The following is a 17,745-nucleotide window of genomic DNA, read 5'->3' as shown; positions in this document are numbered from 1 at the left end:
GATAAATAGCAATTTCTGAACCAAATTATAAAAATGTCATTTTGTCATTTTAAACTTTATATTTAGTTTAAAAGGTTGTTTTTAAGAAGATGTGTCATTAATTCGGCAACATTTTTCATTTTATATTTTTGCAGAATGTTTCGTCTATGTGTTTGTACAGTCAAAAAACTTAAAAATAATTCATCGGCAATTTCCTGAGTCGATTTTCCTTTAGAGAGTAATACCGCAATATCTTTTTCTCTGCGACTAAGACTCGGAACTTGTTCTAAATCTTCAGATAATGGCTGGCTAATAATTGTTTTTACTTCGTCGCTAAATACAATTTCGCCATCGATAGCTTTATAAATGCAACGTTTAAACTCTTCAAAAGAAGCATTTTTAAGGATATAACCATTTCCTCCGTTTTGGATAAATTGCATGACCAAGCTTCTTTCAGATTGACTGCTTATGCCGATTATTATTACTTTAGGATATTTTTGCTTAATTGTTTTACATAAATCGGTACCGTTGATTACAGGCAAAAAAATGTCCATCAAAATTAAATCGACTTGGTTAGTTTGGATATAATCAAGAAGTGTAATTCCAGACTCAAATGTTTGGATAATCTCAATGGCATCTAAATCGGATAATAATCCCGAAACTCCCGAGATTACAATCGGGTGATCATCTACAATAACAGTTTTATAAGTCTTCATGTTTTACTTTTAATTCGATATAGGTAGAAGTTCCTTTGTTTTCTTTGCTCTCAATTTCTAATTTTCCGTTTAAGAATTCTACACGGTTTTTAATATTTCTTAAACCCATTCCGGTATTGTCTTTTAATCTAGATACATCAAAACCAATTCCGTTGTCTTCGACAGTAATAAAAAACACATTCTGATTTAGAGAACAAGAAACTAAAATTTGTGAGGCATTAGCATATTTTAATGCATTGTTTAATAATTCCTGAATAATTCTGTAAATCATGATTTCATAATTCTTAGGTAAATTCTGGTTTTGTACTAAATACTGAAACTCTATATTAGTTTTTGAATTAGTGTTGGCTATGCATAAATCTCTTAACGCATTCTCTAAGTTTAATTTTAATAAACTTTCGGGCATTAAGTTTTGAGAAATATTTCTTAGTTCTTTAATTGAGTTGTCTAATAAAGTTCCGACTTCTACTTTATTTGTAGCATTTTCTTTTTCGGCTAAATTCATATGCATTTTTAATCCCGAAAGCATACTACCAAGTCCGTCATGTAAATCTCTTGCGATTCTTTTTCTTTCTACTTCTTCACCTTCTATCAAGGCGTTTGAAACAGATAGCTTTTTCTGGTTTTCGAGTGCGGCTAACTCTTGTTGGTGATTAACTTCTTTTTGGAAACTTAATTTTTTTTGATTTTTGTTTAATATCCATAAAAATAAAACCGTAAGAAATAAAACGAATGATAACACACCAAAAAGGATAGAGTTTAAACGATTGTTATTTGCTAATAAAGCTGCTTTATCGTTTTGTGCTTGTAGGAGTGTTATTTTTTTCTCGCTTTCAGCTTTTTTATATTTAGCTTCAAGCTCTACTATTTCATTCTGAAATTTAGATTTATTCAAACTATCATTTACAGTATTGTATTTATTAGAATAGAAATAAGCTTTTTCATGATTTTTGGTTGCATTATAAACTTTTGCTAATTCATTATAATAATTTTTTTTATCTACAATAAACGGAGTGTTCACTAAAAGATATTCCAGATTTTTTTTAGCCTTTTCGTAATCTTTTAATTTGAAAAGAACCTGATATTCTGCAAATTTTAATCGGTTTAAAGCAATTAGATTTTGATGCTTTTGGGCTGATTTAATTCCTTTTTCATAACTTTCTAAAGCTTTAGAGTGTTGGTTTTGTTTTGCATAATATATTCCCTCTGCATAAAAGTAAGAATCGTTAAGGTTTGATTCTGGATATTTTGATAATTTAGAATATGCTTTGTCTAATGTTTTTTTTGCATCATAAAAACGCTTCAATTCTATCAGATTTTCAGCATTAATAATGTAGGTTTCCATTTTAGATTCTGCTAGAGTAGGAGATCTTTTGGTTGCTTTTTCGATGTAATATTGCGCTTCATTTAGATATTCACTTGCCTTTTCGCGTTCATTCGTATTCATAAAAATAATAGCAATGGCTTTGTATAAACTACTTATTAGTTCATAATCGCCACTTTTCTTTGCAACAGGAATAGCTTCGTAAACTAATATTTTCATATAGCCTTTTTCATTGTTTTTCCTTTGTTGCATGATACCATAATTCTGGAGTATAATGGCACGTAATCTATAGGCTTCGGTATTATTGTATTTTTTTAATTTATTATTGGCTTCAACTAATGTTTTTTCATAGCCATCAGCATCACCTTTTTCTAGAAAACTAAAAGCATTATAATAAATAGAAACATCTTTTAAAAAAGGGAATTTCATTTTTAGCTTATTGGCGTCTTGCAAATATTCTTTAGATTTTTTTATGTCCTGTACCATTAGGTACAATTTAGATAATCTAAAACTGTATAACGTTTTTAAACTATCAGACGGGGTGTTTTTAGCAACTCTGGCAATACTGTCTATATAAACGCTATCATCATCTAGCGAAAGTATAACTTGTGAGTAAGTGGTAGTTGAGAATAATATAAGGGATAAATAAAAGTAGATTTTGGACATAAATTGTGTTTTATCAAATTTATTAAAATTAAATTTTTATCAAAATCTTTTTCAATTTTTTACCTGATATCAGGTAGAATAAATTACATTTTATCAGGTATTGTCCTATTTTTTGTTCAGGTTTATATTTGTTAAAATGATTATTAAACATAAATAAACCCAAAGAATTCAATCATGAAAACGACTTTAAAAAAAATTATGTTCTTGCTAACCTTGGTTTTTGTAACTGCATCATGTAGTAGTAGCGACGACAATAATGAGGCAGAACAGGTAACTAAATCAAGAGATGTAAAATATGAAATAACAGGAAATTTTACTGGAGAACTTAGCGCAGTTTATTTTGATAAAGGCGGAAATCCACTAAACGAAGATGTTACTAGTCTTCCTTGGACTAAACAAATTACTGTAGATGCAGGTGTTCCAGGAATAACATTCAGCTCAAGCGGTCATGGTGGCGTTAAGGATCAAACATTAACTGCTAAAATCTATGTTGGCGGAGAAGTAGTAAAAGAATCTACCGCAAAAGCAAACAATGACGGAATCATTGTTGTAACTCTTGCACCTTATCTTTTTCCAAGATAATATCCTAAGAATGGTTTGTAAATAAAAAAGCAAGGAATGTAATTTTACAGACCTTGCTTTTTTTTATTCAATTGATTGTTTTAAAAAGGTGTTATCGATATTACAAGTTTGTTCTTAACTGATTGTTTATTTCTTCAAATCTAGAAATTAGATTGTTGATTTTAGTATTTTGTTTTTTGATTTCTTTAGGTCTTAAATAAAACCATACTATTCCTATCCAGAATAACATTATTACGTAAGTGAAAATTCCCCAAAACAACGACATCTTCAAGGCATATTCGTACATGTATAAACACAATCCGGCGCCAAGTAATATAAAGTACAAACTCAATATGGTCGATTGTAAGAACTGTTGCTTTGTTTTAATCGAAATTAATTTCTGTAGGTAATCGTTATTGCTTTGGGTACTGTCAATACTTTTATAAAACATAGCCAGTTTATTGTAAACGAATAAATACATCGTCATTGCCAGAACGGTTAAAATAATACCGATTTTGGTCGAAATATATTCAGGTTGATAATGATACCAAATAAAAATTATAAAAGCACTTGTTACTATAAGTAAGATATTTGTTAGCATCAATTTTTTTAAACTTCCTCTTTTAAACTGTTTTAGTTTAGAAAGTAACTCATCTATATTGGGCTGACTTACGGTTTGTTTTTTCCATAAATCTTTAAAGTCTATATTATTGTCCATTTTCTTTAAATTTTAGAGTTAGTTTTTCTTTAATTCTATGAATTTTCACTCTTATATTCGCTTCTGAGAGACCTACAATTTTGGCTATTTCGGCTTGCTTTACATCTTCTAGTTCGAGCGAAATAATAATACGATCGGTTTCTGGTAACTCGGCAATGCATTTGTATAAAAATTGAATTTGTGGTTCTAGCGAATATTCTTTTTCCTCGGTAATATGTATCGGAAGCTCAGATTTAGGGAAACGTTTTCCTTTTTCTATTTGTCGTAAACAATTATTAGAAGCAATCTTAAAAATCCATGTTCCAATACTAGCTTCGTTTCTAAAAGTGTGAAGCTTTTGCCAGACAATAATAAAAGTTTCCTGAGCTATATCTTGCGCAATGTCATAATCATTTACGTAACCCATGCACAACCTAAATATCTTTTGCCAATAAGATTTGTATAATTCTTCAAACTCCATTATTTCGATTTTACAAAGTTGGATAGTTGGGCTAAATACCAATCTTTATCATCATACATAATAAAATGTAATCCTTTGTTAGCATATTGAAGATTGGCTGTTTTTAAGTTTTTATATTGTGATTCAATAGCAGGTTTCATGTTTACAAAATAAGCTTCAAGTAATATAAGAGAAGGACATTTTATGGTTGCAATTTTATCTCTTAAATCAGTATTGGAGAAATCGCAAAACATTTCGGCAAATGTCTTTCTGTCGGATTTTACGCTCCAACTAAGTAACAAATCTCGTTTAGTAGCATCTTCTAAAAGTCTTGGAAGGTATTTTTTTTGATTTTCAGAAAATTGTTCATCAGACATTGATGTCATTTGATTTACTATCGGAGTACAATCATTATTTTCTTTTGTTTTAAAAGAAGGATCCATGAGAGCCGATAAACAAGGTAGAGCATCGACTACTACAATTTTACCGATTAGTTCCGGATAATCAGCGGCGAGAGCTAATGCGAGTCCGCCACCCATACTATGACCAACTATAATTGGGTTTTCGATTTTGTTTGCTTTTATGTAATTAGCGATTTCTGTTTCCCAATTTATAAAAGAAGGATTTGGTTGAGGTTTTACTCCTGCAAAACCAGCCATTGTAAAAACATAACAGGTAAAATCTTTTTCGAAGTTAGATTTTGTTTCATTCCATACGTCTCCAGAACTTGCAAATCCTGGTAAGAAGATTATAGATTGTTTTCCTTTTCCGGTTTTGGTAATTTCAAACGGATACGATTTTGTTTGTCCGAATACATTTAAACACAATGCTGAAAATAAAAGGGCGATAACCAAGAAGATATACTTTTTCATTTTAATAGTTTTAAGTTGTTAAATGATAGAATTCGCCTTTTAGATACAAGAGTTATTAAAATGTTACAAAAGTTAGAAATATTTTTTAATTAATTGTTATTTAGTTGTTTGTATGTGTTTCGGTTGGGCTTGTAGAGACGCACTGCAGTGCGTCTCCACATAGATGATCGTTTCCTGAAAAACGTACAGACGTAAGACGCACTGCGGTGCGTCTCTACAATAATACGTGGGTAAATATTGGCGATTCTCTTTGTGGAATTTATTGTGGTGATCCTTTGACTTCGCTCAGGAGGACAAACTATACGCAAAAAAAATCCTAATTCTAAATTTTAGAATTAGGATTTTAAATCTTGTGAAGACGCACTGCGGTGCGTCTCTACAGGTGTATGTGTATATTGTTATCCAACCAAATTAATGATTTTTCCAGGAACGATAATTACTTTGTTTGGTGTTCTACCATCCAATTGTTTTAAGGTTCTTTCGTCTTTCATAATGATTTCTTCGATTTGCGCTGCAGTTAAATCCAAAGGCAATTCGATTGTAAAACGCATTTTTCCATTAAACGAAACTGGATATTCTTTGCTGCTTTCTACTAAATACTTAGGCTCAAAAGTAGGGAATGCAACAGCTGCAATAGATGTTGTATGACCTAATAACGACCATAATTCCTCAGCGATATGTGGTGCATAAGGCGAAATTACAATTGCCAAAGGCTCAAGTATAGCACGAGAATGACAGTTTTGTGTAGATAATTCGTTTACGCAAATCATAAACTGAGAAACAGAGGTATTGAAAGAGAAACTCTCAATATCTTCTGCTACTTTTTTAATGGTTTTATGTAATGATTTTAAGTTGTCTTTTGTTGGTTCGTCATTGGTAATAATTAAGCCATTATCATCAAAATACAAACGACATAGTTTTTTCAAGAAACCAAATACTCCCGAAATTCCAGCAGTATTCCAAGGTTTAGCTTGTTCTAATGGACCTAAGAACATTTCGTATAAACGTAAGGTATCAGCACCATATTCATTACAAATATCATCTGGTGTAACTACATTATAATATGATTTCGACATTTTTTCGACCTCACGACCTACAATATATTTACCGTTTTCATCAAAAATAAATTCGGCAGTATTAAAGTCCTCTCTCCAAACTTTAAATTTTTCAATATCTAATTCATCTGAAGAGTTTACAAAATGAACGTCAACACGAATTGGTTGTACATTTTGACCTTCAATTTTATTTTTAGAAATAAATGTATTTGTACCTTCAAGTCTGTAAACATAAGCCGTCGTACCCAAAATCATTCCCTGATTAATCAGTTTTTTGAATGGTTCTTCAGTTGGAGCAAAACCTTTGTCTTTTAAAAATTTATTCCAAAAACGAGAATATAATAAATGTCCAGTTGCATGCTCGCTTCCTCCAATGTACAAATCGACACTTTCCCAATAAGCCAAAGCTTCTTTGCTTGCAAATTCGTTTTCGTTATGCGCATCCATATAGCGCATCCAGTACCAAGAACTTCCTGCCCAACCTGGCATAGTGTTTAGTTCAAGAGGAAAAATCGTTACATGATCTACTAAATCAGTATTTACAACTGTATTCGTTTTAGTATCCCAAGCCCAAACAGCCGCATTTCCTAAAGGTGGCAATCCGTCTTCGGTTGGTAAATATTTCTCTACTTCAGGCAAAATAATTGGTAAATGTTGCGCCTCAATCATTTGTGGCAATCCATTTACATAATATACAGGGAAAGGTTCTCCCCAATAACGCTGACGTGAGAATACTGCATCACGCAAACGGTAATTGGTTTTTCCTGTTCCTTGTCCTATTTTTTCTAACTCAGCAATTGCTAATTGAGTTGCCTTTTTATAATTTAATCCGTTTAAGAAATCAGAATTTGCAATTTCTACATTGTCTTTTGAACCATAAGCTGCCTCAGAAATATCAACATTAGCAAAAATATTCTTGATTTCTGGCATTCCGTTTTGACCTTTAAAGAAATTTGCAAAAGCATAATCTCTTTCGTCTCCACAAGGAACCGCCATTACTGCACCAGTTCCGTATCCTGCCAAAACATAATCGCCAATCCAAACCGGAATTGGTTCTTTTGTAAAAGGATGCTCCGCATAAGCTCCTGTAAATACTCCCGAAATAGCTTTTACATCTGCCATACGCTCACGCTCAGAACGTTTTGCCGTTTTTTCGATGTACGCTTCAATCGCTGCTTTTTGTTCAGGAGTTGTAATTTCTGCAACCAAAGGATGTTCTGGTGCCAAAGTCATAAAAGTAACCCCGAAGATAGTATCAGGACGAGTCGTAAATACTTCGATATTGTTAGTTTCAGGTTTAATGTTTAAAGTTGCTTCAGTTTGAGAACTGTTACTTAAAACTGGGAACTTTACTAATGCTCCAACCGATTTCCCTATCCAGTTACGTTGGCTTTCTTTGATGCTTTCGCTCCAGTCGATATCGTTAAGACCTTGTAACAAACGTTCTGCATAAGCAGAGATACGCATGCTCCATTGTGTCATCTTTTTACGGATTACAGGATAACCACCACGCTCAGAAACTCCGTTTACGATTTCGTCATTTGCCAAAACAGTTCCTAAACCAGGACACCAGTTTACTTCTGTTTCTGCCAAATAAGTTAATCTGTATTGTAATAGAATTTTTTGTTGCTCATCTGAAGAAAATGATGTCCATTCGCTTGACGAAAAGCCTATTATATTATCATCGCAAACTGCATTTACAGTCGCATTTCCTTCTTTTTCGAAAATAGAAACTAAAGTCGAAATATCTTCGGCTTTATCAGCATCTTTATTGTACCAAGAATTGAACAATTGGATGAAAATCCATTGTGTATGCTTGTAATAATCAGGATTTGAAGTACGAACTTCTCTGTCCCAATCAAATGAGAATCCTATTTTATCTAATTGTTTTCTGTATCCAGCAATTTGCTTTCCTTCTTTATCTACACCACCATCGATATTTACACGAGTAGTATCTTCCGGACGCTGACCTGTTTGTATAGCATATTGCTCAGCAGGTAATCCGAAACTATCGTACCCCATTGGGTGTAAAACATTAAATCCTTGGTGTCTTTTAAAACGAGAATATACATCTGAAGCAATATAACCTAGCGGATGTCCAACGTGTAATCCCGCTCCAGATGGATAAGGAAACATATCGAGTACGTAATGTTTCGGCTTTTCGGAATTATTTTCGGCTGCAAAAGTTTTATTGTCTGCCCAATATTTTTGCCATTTGGCGTCTATTTCAATCGGATTGTACTTCATTATAAAAGGTTCAAAGTTGCAAAGTGATAAAGATTCAAAAGTTTATCACTGAATTATAAGTTCGCAAATTTACGTTTATTGTGCATTGTACCAAAGTAATTTTTCAAGATATAGGATTAATGATAAAAATCAGTATTTAAAAGAACCTGGACACTTAATTTTGTGTTTTGCAGATAGAAGAGATTTTTTTGATTTTTCAACATTTAAGCAATTGAAAGAATAGTTTTACTTAAAATTTGAGTATTTTAGAGGAGTTTTTAAAAGATAAATGGGAGATAATAAAAAATATTCTATCGAGGTTCGACTTTGGATTGAAGAAGCCGAAGGTCCTTTTTTAGGTATTGGTAAGATTTGGTTATTAGAGAATATAAAAAAAACAGGATCTATTACTAATGCTGCCAAAGAGATGAAAATGGCATACAGACAAGCTTGGCAATTGGTTGAAGAGATGAATCAACGTGCCGAATCTCCTTTGGTGGAGAAGCTTTTGGGCGGAAAAGGTGGTGGAGGTGCACGATTGACAGAAGCTGGCGAAAATGCAATTACAGTATTTTATGAAATCGAAAAAAGAATTAAAGATTTTGCTCAAAAAGAAGTTCAAAATTTAAAGTTCTAATTTTTTTAATAATCAGTATTCATTTTAAAACACACTGCAAGGGTTGACTAATTGTAATCCAAAATATAAATGCTAACCATCAGTATTCTTTTAAAAACATACTGAAAAACTATTGAAAATTATGAAGCTAAAAATTATAATGTTTTTATTATTTCCGCTCATTGGCTTATGCCAAAAAAATAATTCAGTTGTAACAGATTCAGTAAAACCTACTAATATGTTTATGCTTGGAGAAGTTATTATAAAAAATAATAAAAGCAAGGACACACTAAATAGGGTGACGACCAAAAAAATGGAGTCGCAAAATAAAATGGATGTTTCTCAGGCATTAAATATGCTTCCGGGTGTGAGTTTAACTGCTTCGGGGCCAAGAAATGAATCTATGGTTTCGATTCGGGGGTTTGATTTAAGGCAAGTTCCAGTTTATATGGATGGAATTCCGGTTTATGTTCCTTATGATGGTTATGTAGATTTGGCTCGATTTACCACTTTTGATCTTGCTGCGATAGATGTTTCTAAAGGATTCTCGTCAGTACTTTATGGTCCGAATTCGCTTGGAGGAGCTATTAATCTTATTTCCAGAAAACCTTCAAGAATATTAGAATATGATGGTTCGTTTGGTATGATTAATTCTAATGGGTATAAAGGCAATATTAATATAGGTTCTAATCTGGGGAAGTTTTATGTTCAGGGAGGATATTCGTATTTGCATCGCAATTCGTTTAGAATGTCGTCTAATTATGTTCCTTCTAAAAACGAAGATGGAGGCGAAAGAGACAATTCCTATCGTACGGACCAGAAAATTAGCTTTAAAGTAGGGTGGACTCCAACCGAAAAGAGCGAATATGCAATAGGGTATATTAATCAGCAAGGCGAGAAGGGAAATCCTGTATATGCGGGCGATGATGTATTGAACTCGCTTTATGCAAAACCTCGATATTGGCAATGGCCTAATTGGGATAAGGAGAGTTATTATTTTATCTCCAATTCAAATTTTGATGATAAGAACAGTTTTAAAACTAGAATATACTACGATAGATTTAAAAACACATTAGATAGTTATGATGATAATACGTATTCTACCCAAACTAAGCCGTACGCTTTTCAGAGCAATTATAACGATTATACGTATGGAGGGAATCTGGAATATGATACCCAAATAATCCCGAAAAATGACCTTAAAATCGCATTTCATTTTAAAGAAGATGTGCATCGGGAAAATAACCTTGGCGAACCTGTACGCAATTTTGTAGACAATACAATATTGATTGGTATTGAAGATGTTTATAAAATTTCGAACAAATTTACATTGGTTCCCGGAGTGAGTTACAACATCAGAAAAAACAAAGAAGCCGAAGATTATAATAGCACAACAAAAGTAATTTCTGATTATCCAACGGCAGATGCTAGTGATGCCTTTAATGCGCAAATAGGATTTTTTTATCAGCTAAATGAGAATCAAAAACTAGGAGCAACCGTTTCGCAGAAAACACGATTTGCAACAATCAAAGACCGATATTCGTACCGAATGGGAACTGCAATTCCTAATCCTGACCTGAAACCAGAAAAAGCGGTAAACTATGAAATAAATTATACCGCAAATCTTTTTAGTAAAATAACATTTCAAACAGCTGTGTTCTATAGTTCGCTTACCGATGCGATTTTAAATGTAAGTAATGTTGCGCCGGGGAAATCGCAAATGCAAAACTTTGGCGAAGCCGAATACATGGGAATTGAAGCGCAACTGAATTATTCGCTTTTGCAGAATTTAGCTTTTAATGTTAATTACACTTACGTGGAAAGAAATAACCTGACGGATCCTACCATTCATTTTACCGATGTACCAAATACTAAAGTTATGGGAACGGTAGAATACGAGCCAATAAAATACCTGAGATTAATAGCTAACTCTGAGTTTAATTCGTCTAGAATTAGTACTAGTTATGGTACGAGAGTTCCAGATTACACCCTTTTGAATCTTTATGGTTCGGGTAAAATTGCTAAAAACTTTAACATCGACGCTGGAGTAAATAACATATTTGATAAGAACTATAGTCTTGTAGAAGGATATCCTGAAGAAGGGCGCAACTTTTTTGTGACACTTCGTTTTTTTAATAACTAAATCAAAAATAAATTTATATGAAAACTCAAAATTACATTCTCATTCTATTAATCGCATTTTCATGCACGATGTGTAATTCTTCTAAAAAAGAAAAAGAAGATACTATTACAACTGAAAAAGTTTCAGAAACAGATAACGATAAACATCCTGTTCTTACGCCAGCTGATAGCTTAAAATTAGTAAATCACCAAATAGAAGTAAAGGGAGAAGTTGAATTTCCGTTGCAATTAACGGTAGATTCATTGCGTAAAATGAAAGTGGCTACTATAACAGATTTTAAAGTAGTTTGCCAGAGCGGAGAAGTTAAAAAAGATGATAAAACCTGCAAAGGAGTTTTGCTAAAAGATATCTTGGAGAAGGCAAAAATTAAACAAAGTGGACATAAAGACCGTAATTTTTATATTGTAGCAAGAGCTTCAGATGGGTATATGGCAACGTTCTCGTGGGCAGAAATTTTTAATAATCCAACAGGAGAAAATGCCTATGTTCTTTTTGAAGAAAATGGTAAGCCTGTAAAAAACGGAGAAATGATTACGATTTGTAAAAACGATATAAAAACGGGTCCACGTCATGTTTCCTGGCTTAAAAGTATCGAAGTTTATAAAGTTAAGTAAGGCTCTGAGTTGCTAAGATTCTAAGTGGCTAAGGTTTTTGAGGATCTAACCGCAAAGTGCGCAAAGGGGTACGCAAAGTTCGCAAAGCTTTGCGTTTTTATAAAACTATATATTTAAAACCTTTGCGCGCTTTGCGGTTAAATTAATTTTAAAGGCTCTAAGTGGCTAAGATTTTTTGAGGATCTAACCGCAAAGTACGCAAAGGGGGACACAAAGTTCGCAAAGTTTTGAAAATTAGTGCAATTAGTATAATTGGCAAACTTTTTTAAAATCCTTTTAATCTGTGGCGAAAATTAACCGCAAAGTGCACAAAAGGGTACGCAAAGTTCGCAAAGCTTTGTGTACTTTGCGTTTTTATAAAACTAAATATTTAAAACCTTTGCGTGCTTTGCGTTTAAATCAACACAAAACTTTTCGCACTTTGCGGTTAAATCAACTTTTTATTCGATGACTAATTGTATAATTAAAGTATAAAAGTTCGTTATAAGCTGTAAATAATGAAATTCTTTATTATTTTTACCACATAATTTAAGCAAACTATGAGTTCTAACTTTGATAAATTTCAAAAACGCAGGTTAATTTCCTCTTATTTTTCGGTTGTATTAAGTGTATTTCTGGTTTTATTCCTTTTGGGAGTACTAGGATTGTTCATTATTAATTCTAAAAAATTAGCAGATGATTTTAAAGAAAAAATCGCAATGACGGTTTTCTTCAAAAACGAAGCTAATGATAGTATTATAAAGGCATTTAATACCGAATTGAAAAAAGCTCCTTTTGCAAGATCGTTTGTTTATGTTACTAAAGAAGCTGCTGCTAAACAACATACCGATATTATTGGCGAAGATTTCCTAACGTTTCTAGGAGAGAATCCATTGCTGAATTCTTACGATATTCACTTAAAAGCCGATTACGTTGTTAGAGATAGTATTACTAAAATAGAAACTAACTTACGTAAAAATACTATGGTTTCGGATATTGTTTATGACAAACAATTAGTAAATCTGGTTAATGATAACATCAAAAAAGTAAGTATGTGGATTTTAATTATAAGCGGATTTTTAACTGTAATTGCAGTACTGCTTATTAATAGTTCATTACGTTTATCGATACATTCTAATCGATTTATTATTAAAACAATGCAAATGGTTGGTGCTACAAAATCGTTTATTCGTAAACCATTTGTAATGCGAAGCATTAAATTAGGATTAATTGGTGCTGGTTTGGCAATTGTTGCTTTAATCGGACTTTTAATATATGTAAACACAAACTACCCAGGACTTGGAATATTAGATGATAAAGGTCTTATAGGCTTAGTATTATTGGCAGTTTTAGGAATCGGAGTTTTAATTACTTGGTTAAGTACACACTTTGCTACACAACGTTTCTTGAACTTAAGAACCGACGATCTTTATTAATTTTAGATTGCAGATTAACGATTTTAGAATTTTTTAAAAATAAAAATGAAAAATAAAGAAGAACAAAAAAAACAGGAATTCCTTTTTGATAAAGTAAACTATAAAATTTTATTAGTTGGGATTGGTGTAATTGCATTAGGATTTATCTTAATGGCAGGTGGAGGAAGTGATGATCCAAATGTTTTTAATGAAGCTATTTTTAATTTCAGACGTATTCGTTTGGCTCCAACTACAGTTTTGATTGGCTTTGGAATCACAATTTATGCTATTCTTAAAAACCCTAAAACAGACTAATTAGTCTCCTTAGGCATTTTAGATCTTTAGATTATTAGATTAATCTTTTCTGAAAAATCTAAGTAGTTTAATATTCTAAACAATCTAACAATCTAATAAATGGATACTTTACAAGCTATTGTTTTAGCCATTATTGAAGGAATTACAGAATTTTTACCTGTTTCTTCAACTGGCCACATGATTATTGCCTCTTCTTTTTTTGGGATTGCCCATGATGATTTTACAAAACTTTTTACAATTGTAATTCAGCTAGGAGCAATTCTTTCGGTAGTAGTTTTATACTTTAAACGTTTTTTTCAAACACTAGACTTTTACTTTAAATTATTGGTTGCTTTTATACCAGCAGTAGTTTTAGGATTATTGCTAAGTGATTTTATAGATGGTTTATTAGAAAATCCAGTTACAGTTGCAATATCACTTTTACTAGGAGGACTTATTTTATTAAAAGTTGATGAATGGTTTAATAAACCAAATACAGCCGAAACATCACAAGAAATAACCTATTTGCAAGCTTTTAAAATAGGAATGTTCCAGTGTTTAGCAATGATTCCTGGAGTTTCTAGAAGTGGAGCAAGCATAGTAGGAGGAATGTCGCAAAAACTAACAAGAACTACAGCTGCAGAATTTTCATTCTTTTTAGCAGTTCCTACAATGTTTGGAGCTACTGCCAAAAAATGTTACGATTATTATAAAGCAGGATTTGAATTATCACATGATCAAGTTAATTTATTGATTATTGGTAACATTGTAGCCTTTATAGTAGCGCTTTTAGCTATTAAAACTTTCATTGGATTTTTGACTAAAAATGGATTCAAAGTATTTGGATATTACCGAATTATTGCTGGAATTGTATTGTTGCTAATTCATTTCTTTATTCATCCGCTTACTATTATATAATGAACACTCCCGAAGATTTTTTAAACGGACAAATTTTACTAATAGATAAGCCATTAAATTGGAGTTCTTTTCAGGCAGTGAATAAGTTAAAATATGCACTGATAAATAAAGTTGGACTTCCGAAGAAATTTAAAATTGGTCATGCAGGAACATTAGATCCTCTGGCTACAGGATTGTTACTTATTTGTACAGGTAAGTTTACCAAAAGAATTACCGAGTTACAAGGTCAAGCCAAAGAATATATGGGAACTTTCTTTATAGGAGCCACCACACCTTCTTATGATTTAGAAACCGAAATCGATCAGACTTTTCCAACGGAACATATCGATGAGGTACTTATTCATGAAACGGTAAAACAATTTTTGGGCGAAATAGATCAAAAACCACCTATTTTCTCGGCTATAAAAAAAGATGGAGTTCGTTTGTACGAGCATGCGCGTGCAGGAGAAACTATCGAAATTGCAAGTCGTAAAACTACAATTCACGAATTTGAAATTACAAGAATTGCACTTCCAGAAATCGATTTTAGAGTAGTTTGCAGCAAAGGAACCTATATTCGTTCATTAGCTTTTGATTTTGGAAAAGCAATGAATTCGGGTTCTCATTTAACTGCTTTAAGAAGAACCAAAATTGGTGATTACGATGTAAAGAATGCAACTGATGTTATTTTGTTTGAAGCTTCTTTAGGGTTGAACAAAGAATAAGCTATTTCAAAAGAAATTTGTTTTAAATTTTTAGTTAACTTTACTATTATGAAAATCAAAAAAAATAATTCCGATAATCTTGCGATACCTGGTAAACCAATGTCTCAAAAAAAATTTGCTTCAATGATTAAAGAAGCAGAAGGCGGAGCTTTTTATTCATTAGAAGAGTCTAAAAAACATTTTCAAGAATGGAAATCCCAAAAAAAGAAGTAGTTACTTCTTCACTTTTTGATTTTGTTGATCTTCCTTCAATTCATGAATATGGAACCGAAACTTTTGGTTTAAAACTTGCAGATTATTTTATTGAAGAAATATATTCTTATTTAGGTAATTTATCTAAAGATTACTTACTTCATCCAGAATGCCATCATCTTAAAACTAAAACTAAGAAATATAGAAATATTATCTTAGGTTCTTATCTAATTATTTATCGTATAAGACCCAATAGAATTGAAGTTTTAAGAGCTTTTCATGGAAGTCGTTCTCCTAAGATTATTGAGAAGATTAGAAAAATGGCTATTGATTAAGTTTTAATAGAATATCCATAACAATCAATCTTCATAAAAATAAAATTAGCACATTACAAATAAGATATTGTAATGTGCTAATACCAGAGTATCGCTATTCCATAATTGAGTGTTTTGAGGTTAATAATGAGAAATGTTTTTCCCTCCAAACAAGAAACGCGAAAAAAAATCGTAAAACTTTTCAAATAACTTTTTCATAATAGTGTATTTTTTAATTGTTAGATATTAAATAAACACCAATAAATAGAGCAAATCAAAAAGTAAATAATAGATTGGGACTATAGCAGCAAGTTACAAAAAATAAATTATAAATAAATATTTTTTCACTGTATAATCCTTGTTGTCAATATGTTAGTTTTTGGCTTGTGTGTTTTTAAATTTTTTATTTAAAAAACACAATCAGTTATGCTTCCTGTTTTTCCATGATTTCCATAATTTCATCTTGTGTAGAAACTCCTTTATCATGCAAATACCATAATTGCAAATTGGTTTTGATCGTTTCATCAAAAGCTCCAAATTCTTTTTTGTAGTTACTTACTAAATCGGTTGCTCCTTTTGGGCGAGGTCCCCAATCGGCAAGAACTTCGAGTTTTTCCTTATCGATTATGATTAATTTTGGGATTGCTTTTCCTCCATTTGTCAAAAACAAATTCATTAAATCTGGATTTTCGTCACGAAGCACAATTTTTAATTCGATTTTGTTTTCAGATTCTGCAGCCATTTTATAAATAATAGGCAAAAGTTGTGCAGCATCTCCACACCAACCTTCAGAAATAACAAGCCAAATGTAATTTTTGCGAACGTTTTGTAGCTTAGAAATTGTTGTTTCAGTAATTTTTATTGTTTTTTCCAGCCTGTTCATTCGAGTTTCATTCAAGCTACTATAATGAGTTAAATCTTCAGACTGTTCTGCGCCTGTTGATTTTCCTTCGGATAATAAATCGGTAACTAGTTTTCGGTATTCGGTATATGAATAACTGTTGGACAAGGCGTTGGTGATACTCTTTTGCATAAACTTTATTTTTTTTATGAAATACAAATTTACAGCTTTAATAGAAACTGATAGTGACTTTTGTCATATTGAGAGCTAAATACATTGTTTAAATGAACCTTTTATGCAAAAAATAGAAGATAAATTAATTTTTGTAAAACACTATTTTTAAAAATGAGAATATGTCTATATTTGCACAAACCAACGCAACATAGAAATGAAATACAAAAGAATTCTTCTTAAATTAAGTGGAGAAGCTTTAATGGGAGATTTACAATACGGAATTGACCCAAAAAGATTGGACGAATATGCCGAAGAAATTAAGCAAATTCATGCAAAGGGAGTAGAAATTGCCATTGTAATTGGAGGAGGAAACATTTTTAGAGGAGTTTCTGGGGTAAGTTCAGGAATGGATAGAGTACAAGGCGATTATATGGGAATGTTAGCTACTGTAATTAACGGAATGGCATTACAAGGCGCTTTGGAAAATAAAGGAATGTTAACACGTTTGCAAACGGCTCTAAAAATAGAATCAATTGCAGAACCTTATATCAAAAGAAGAGCAGTACGCCACCTTGAAAAAAACAGAATTGTAATTTTTGGTGCAGGTACAGGAAATCCTTACTTTACAACAGATACAGCAGCAGTTTTAAGAGGTATCGAAATTAATGCAGATGTTATCTTAAAAGGAACTCGTGTAGATGGTGTTTACGACTCAGATCCTGAGAAAAACGCATCAGCTGTAAAGTTTGATTTTATCTCTTTTGAAGATGTACTTAAAAAAGGATTAAATGTAATGGATACTACAGCTTTTACATTAAGTCAAGAAAATAAATTACCAATTGTAGTTTTTGATATGAACAAAATCGGAAATTTATTGAGAATTTGCGAAGGCGAAAATATCGGAACTGTAGTAAATATATAGTATTCAGTTACAGCTTATGGTCGTTATTGTCGACTTAAACTGAGAACTGAGATTGAAAACTGA

The 17,745-nt window shown here is 31.9% G+C and carries 18 protein-coding genes; 11 read left to right on the top strand and 7 right to left on the bottom strand.

What is annotated here, in order from left to right; translation table 11 throughout:
• Positions 1 to 62 precede the first annotated feature (62 nt).
• On the bottom strand, positions 63 to 695 hold the full coding sequence (locus tag IW20_RS00490; RefSeq protein ID WP_035617418.1) for a response regulator transcription factor: 633 nt from the start codon (positions 693 to 695) through the stop codon (positions 63 to 65).
• Entirely contained in the window at positions 682 to 2,685 is a 2,004-nt protein-coding gene (locus tag IW20_RS00485) for a tetratricopeptide repeat-containing sensor histidine kinase (protein WP_035617416.1), read from the bottom strand. Before IW20_RS00485 ends, IW20_RS00490 begins: the two co-directional genes overlap by 14 nt.
• A 174-nt stretch (positions 2,686 to 2,859) precedes the next feature.
• Between IW20_RS00485 and IW20_RS00480 the strand changes: the two genes are divergently transcribed.
• Positions 2,860 to 3,267, top strand: coding sequence for an MmpS family transport accessory protein (locus IW20_RS00480; RefSeq protein WP_035617413.1), 408 nt, complete (start codon positions 2,860 to 2,862; stop codon positions 3,265 to 3,267).
• A 100-nt stretch (positions 3,268 to 3,367) separates the two neighbouring features.
• Here IW20_RS00480 and IW20_RS00475 read toward each other — a convergent pair whose 3' ends face one another.
• The 4 genes from IW20_RS00475 to leuS all read right to left on the bottom strand — a co-directional run bounded on the left by IW20_RS00475 (position 3,368) and on the right by leuS (position 8,577).
• Positions 3,368 to 3,964, bottom strand: coding sequence for a hypothetical protein (locus tag IW20_RS00475; RefSeq protein WP_035617411.1), 597 nt, complete (start codon positions 3,962 to 3,964; stop codon positions 3,368 to 3,370).
• A complete protein-coding gene (locus tag IW20_RS00470; protein ID WP_035617409.1) occupies positions 3,954 to 4,424 on the bottom strand; it encodes an RNA polymerase sigma factor in 471 nt (156 codons plus the stop codon). The genes IW20_RS00475 and IW20_RS00470 overlap by 11 nt, the downstream gene beginning before the upstream one ends.
• Positions 4,424 to 5,275 (bottom strand): alpha/beta fold hydrolase, encoded by an 852-nt coding sequence (locus IW20_RS00465; RefSeq protein WP_081912416.1) that lies wholly within the window; start codon positions 5,273 to 5,275, stop codon positions 4,424 to 4,426. Before IW20_RS00465 ends, IW20_RS00470 begins: the two co-directional genes overlap by 1 nt.
• A gap of 398 nt (positions 5,276 to 5,673) precedes the next feature.
• Positions 5,674 to 8,577: a leucine--tRNA ligase gene (gene leuS / locus IW20_RS00460; protein WP_035617404.1), complete on the bottom strand. Its 2,904-nt coding sequence runs from the start codon at positions 8,575 to 8,577 to the stop codon at positions 5,674 to 5,676.
• Between the two features lie 268 nt (positions 8,578 to 8,845).
• Between leuS and IW20_RS00455 the strand changes: the two genes are divergently transcribed.
• The 9 genes from IW20_RS00455 to IW20_RS00420 all read left to right on the top strand — a co-directional run bounded on the left by IW20_RS00455 (position 8,846) and on the right by IW20_RS00420 (position 15,766).
• On the top strand, positions 8,846 to 9,193 hold the full coding sequence (locus tag IW20_RS00455; RefSeq protein ID WP_035617401.1) for a winged helix-turn-helix domain-containing protein: 348 nt from the start codon (positions 8,846 to 8,848) through the stop codon (positions 9,191 to 9,193).
• Between the two features lie 121 nt (positions 9,194 to 9,314).
• Complete coding sequence (locus IW20_RS00450; RefSeq protein WP_035617397.1) at positions 9,315 to 11,315, top strand: TonB-dependent receptor plug domain-containing protein; 2,001 nt, start codon at positions 9,315 to 9,317, stop codon at positions 11,313 to 11,315.
• Between the two features lie 17 nt (positions 11,316 to 11,332).
• The gene (locus IW20_RS00445) at positions 11,333 to 11,929 is read left to right on the top strand and encodes a molybdopterin-dependent oxidoreductase (protein WP_035617394.1); all 597 of its coding nucleotides are present in this window, start codon (positions 11,333 to 11,335) and stop codon (positions 11,927 to 11,929) included.
• A gap of 539 nt (positions 11,930 to 12,468) precedes the next feature.
• On the top strand, positions 12,469 to 13,344 hold the full coding sequence (locus IW20_RS00440) for a cell division protein FtsX (RefSeq protein WP_035617391.1): 876 nt from the start codon (positions 12,469 to 12,471) through the stop codon (positions 13,342 to 13,344).
• 45 nt (positions 13,345 to 13,389) lie between these two features.
• Positions 13,390 to 13,638 carry a DUF3098 domain-containing protein gene (locus IW20_RS00435; RefSeq protein ID WP_035617389.1) on the top strand — a complete coding sequence of 83 codons (249 nt, stop codon included), beginning with the start codon at positions 13,390 to 13,392 and terminating at the stop codon, positions 13,636 to 13,638.
• A gap of 99 nt (positions 13,639 to 13,737) precedes the next feature.
• Entirely contained in the window at positions 13,738 to 14,535 is a 798-nt protein-coding gene (locus IW20_RS00430) for an undecaprenyl-diphosphate phosphatase (RefSeq protein WP_035617387.1), read from the top strand.
• Positions 14,535 to 15,239: a tRNA pseudouridine(55) synthase TruB gene (gene truB, locus IW20_RS00425; RefSeq protein WP_035617385.1), complete on the top strand. Its 705-nt coding sequence runs from the start codon at positions 14,535 to 14,537 to the stop codon at positions 15,237 to 15,239. Before IW20_RS00430 ends, truB begins: the two co-directional genes overlap by 1 nt.
• 48 nt (positions 15,240 to 15,287) lie before the next feature.
• Complete coding sequence (locus tag IW20_RS26145; RefSeq protein WP_165571397.1) at positions 15,288 to 15,452, top strand: hypothetical protein; 165 nt, start codon at positions 15,288 to 15,290, stop codon at positions 15,450 to 15,452.
• Positions 15,428 to 15,766 (top strand): type II toxin-antitoxin system RelE/ParE family toxin, encoded by a 339-nt coding sequence (locus IW20_RS00420; RefSeq protein WP_035617383.1) that lies wholly within the window; start codon positions 15,428 to 15,430, stop codon positions 15,764 to 15,766. The genes IW20_RS26145 and IW20_RS00420 overlap by 25 nt, the downstream gene beginning before the upstream one ends.
• A gap of 403 nt (positions 15,767 to 16,169) precedes the next feature.
• Here the strand turns inward: IW20_RS00420 and IW20_RS00415 are convergent, their stop codons facing one another.
• Positions 16,170 to 16,778, bottom strand: a complete 609-nt coding sequence (locus IW20_RS00415) for a thioredoxin family protein (protein WP_035617381.1) — start codon at positions 16,776 to 16,778, stop codon at positions 16,170 to 16,172.
• Positions 16,779 to 16,974: 196 nt separating this feature from the next.
• Here IW20_RS00415 and pyrH point away from each other — a divergent pair, with 196 nt between their 5' ends.
• Positions 16,975 to 17,682: a UMP kinase gene (gene pyrH, locus IW20_RS00410; RefSeq protein ID WP_035617376.1), complete on the top strand. Its 708-nt coding sequence runs from the start codon at positions 16,975 to 16,977 to the stop codon at positions 17,680 to 17,682.
• Positions 17,683 to 17,745: the final 63 nt, after the last annotated feature.

The organism is Flavobacterium hydatis (assembly GCF_000737695.1).
Classification (GTDB): Bacteria; Bacteroidota; Bacteroidia; order Flavobacteriales; family Flavobacteriaceae; genus Flavobacterium; species Flavobacterium hydatis.
This window is presented reverse-complemented; position numbering and strand designations above follow the sequence as displayed.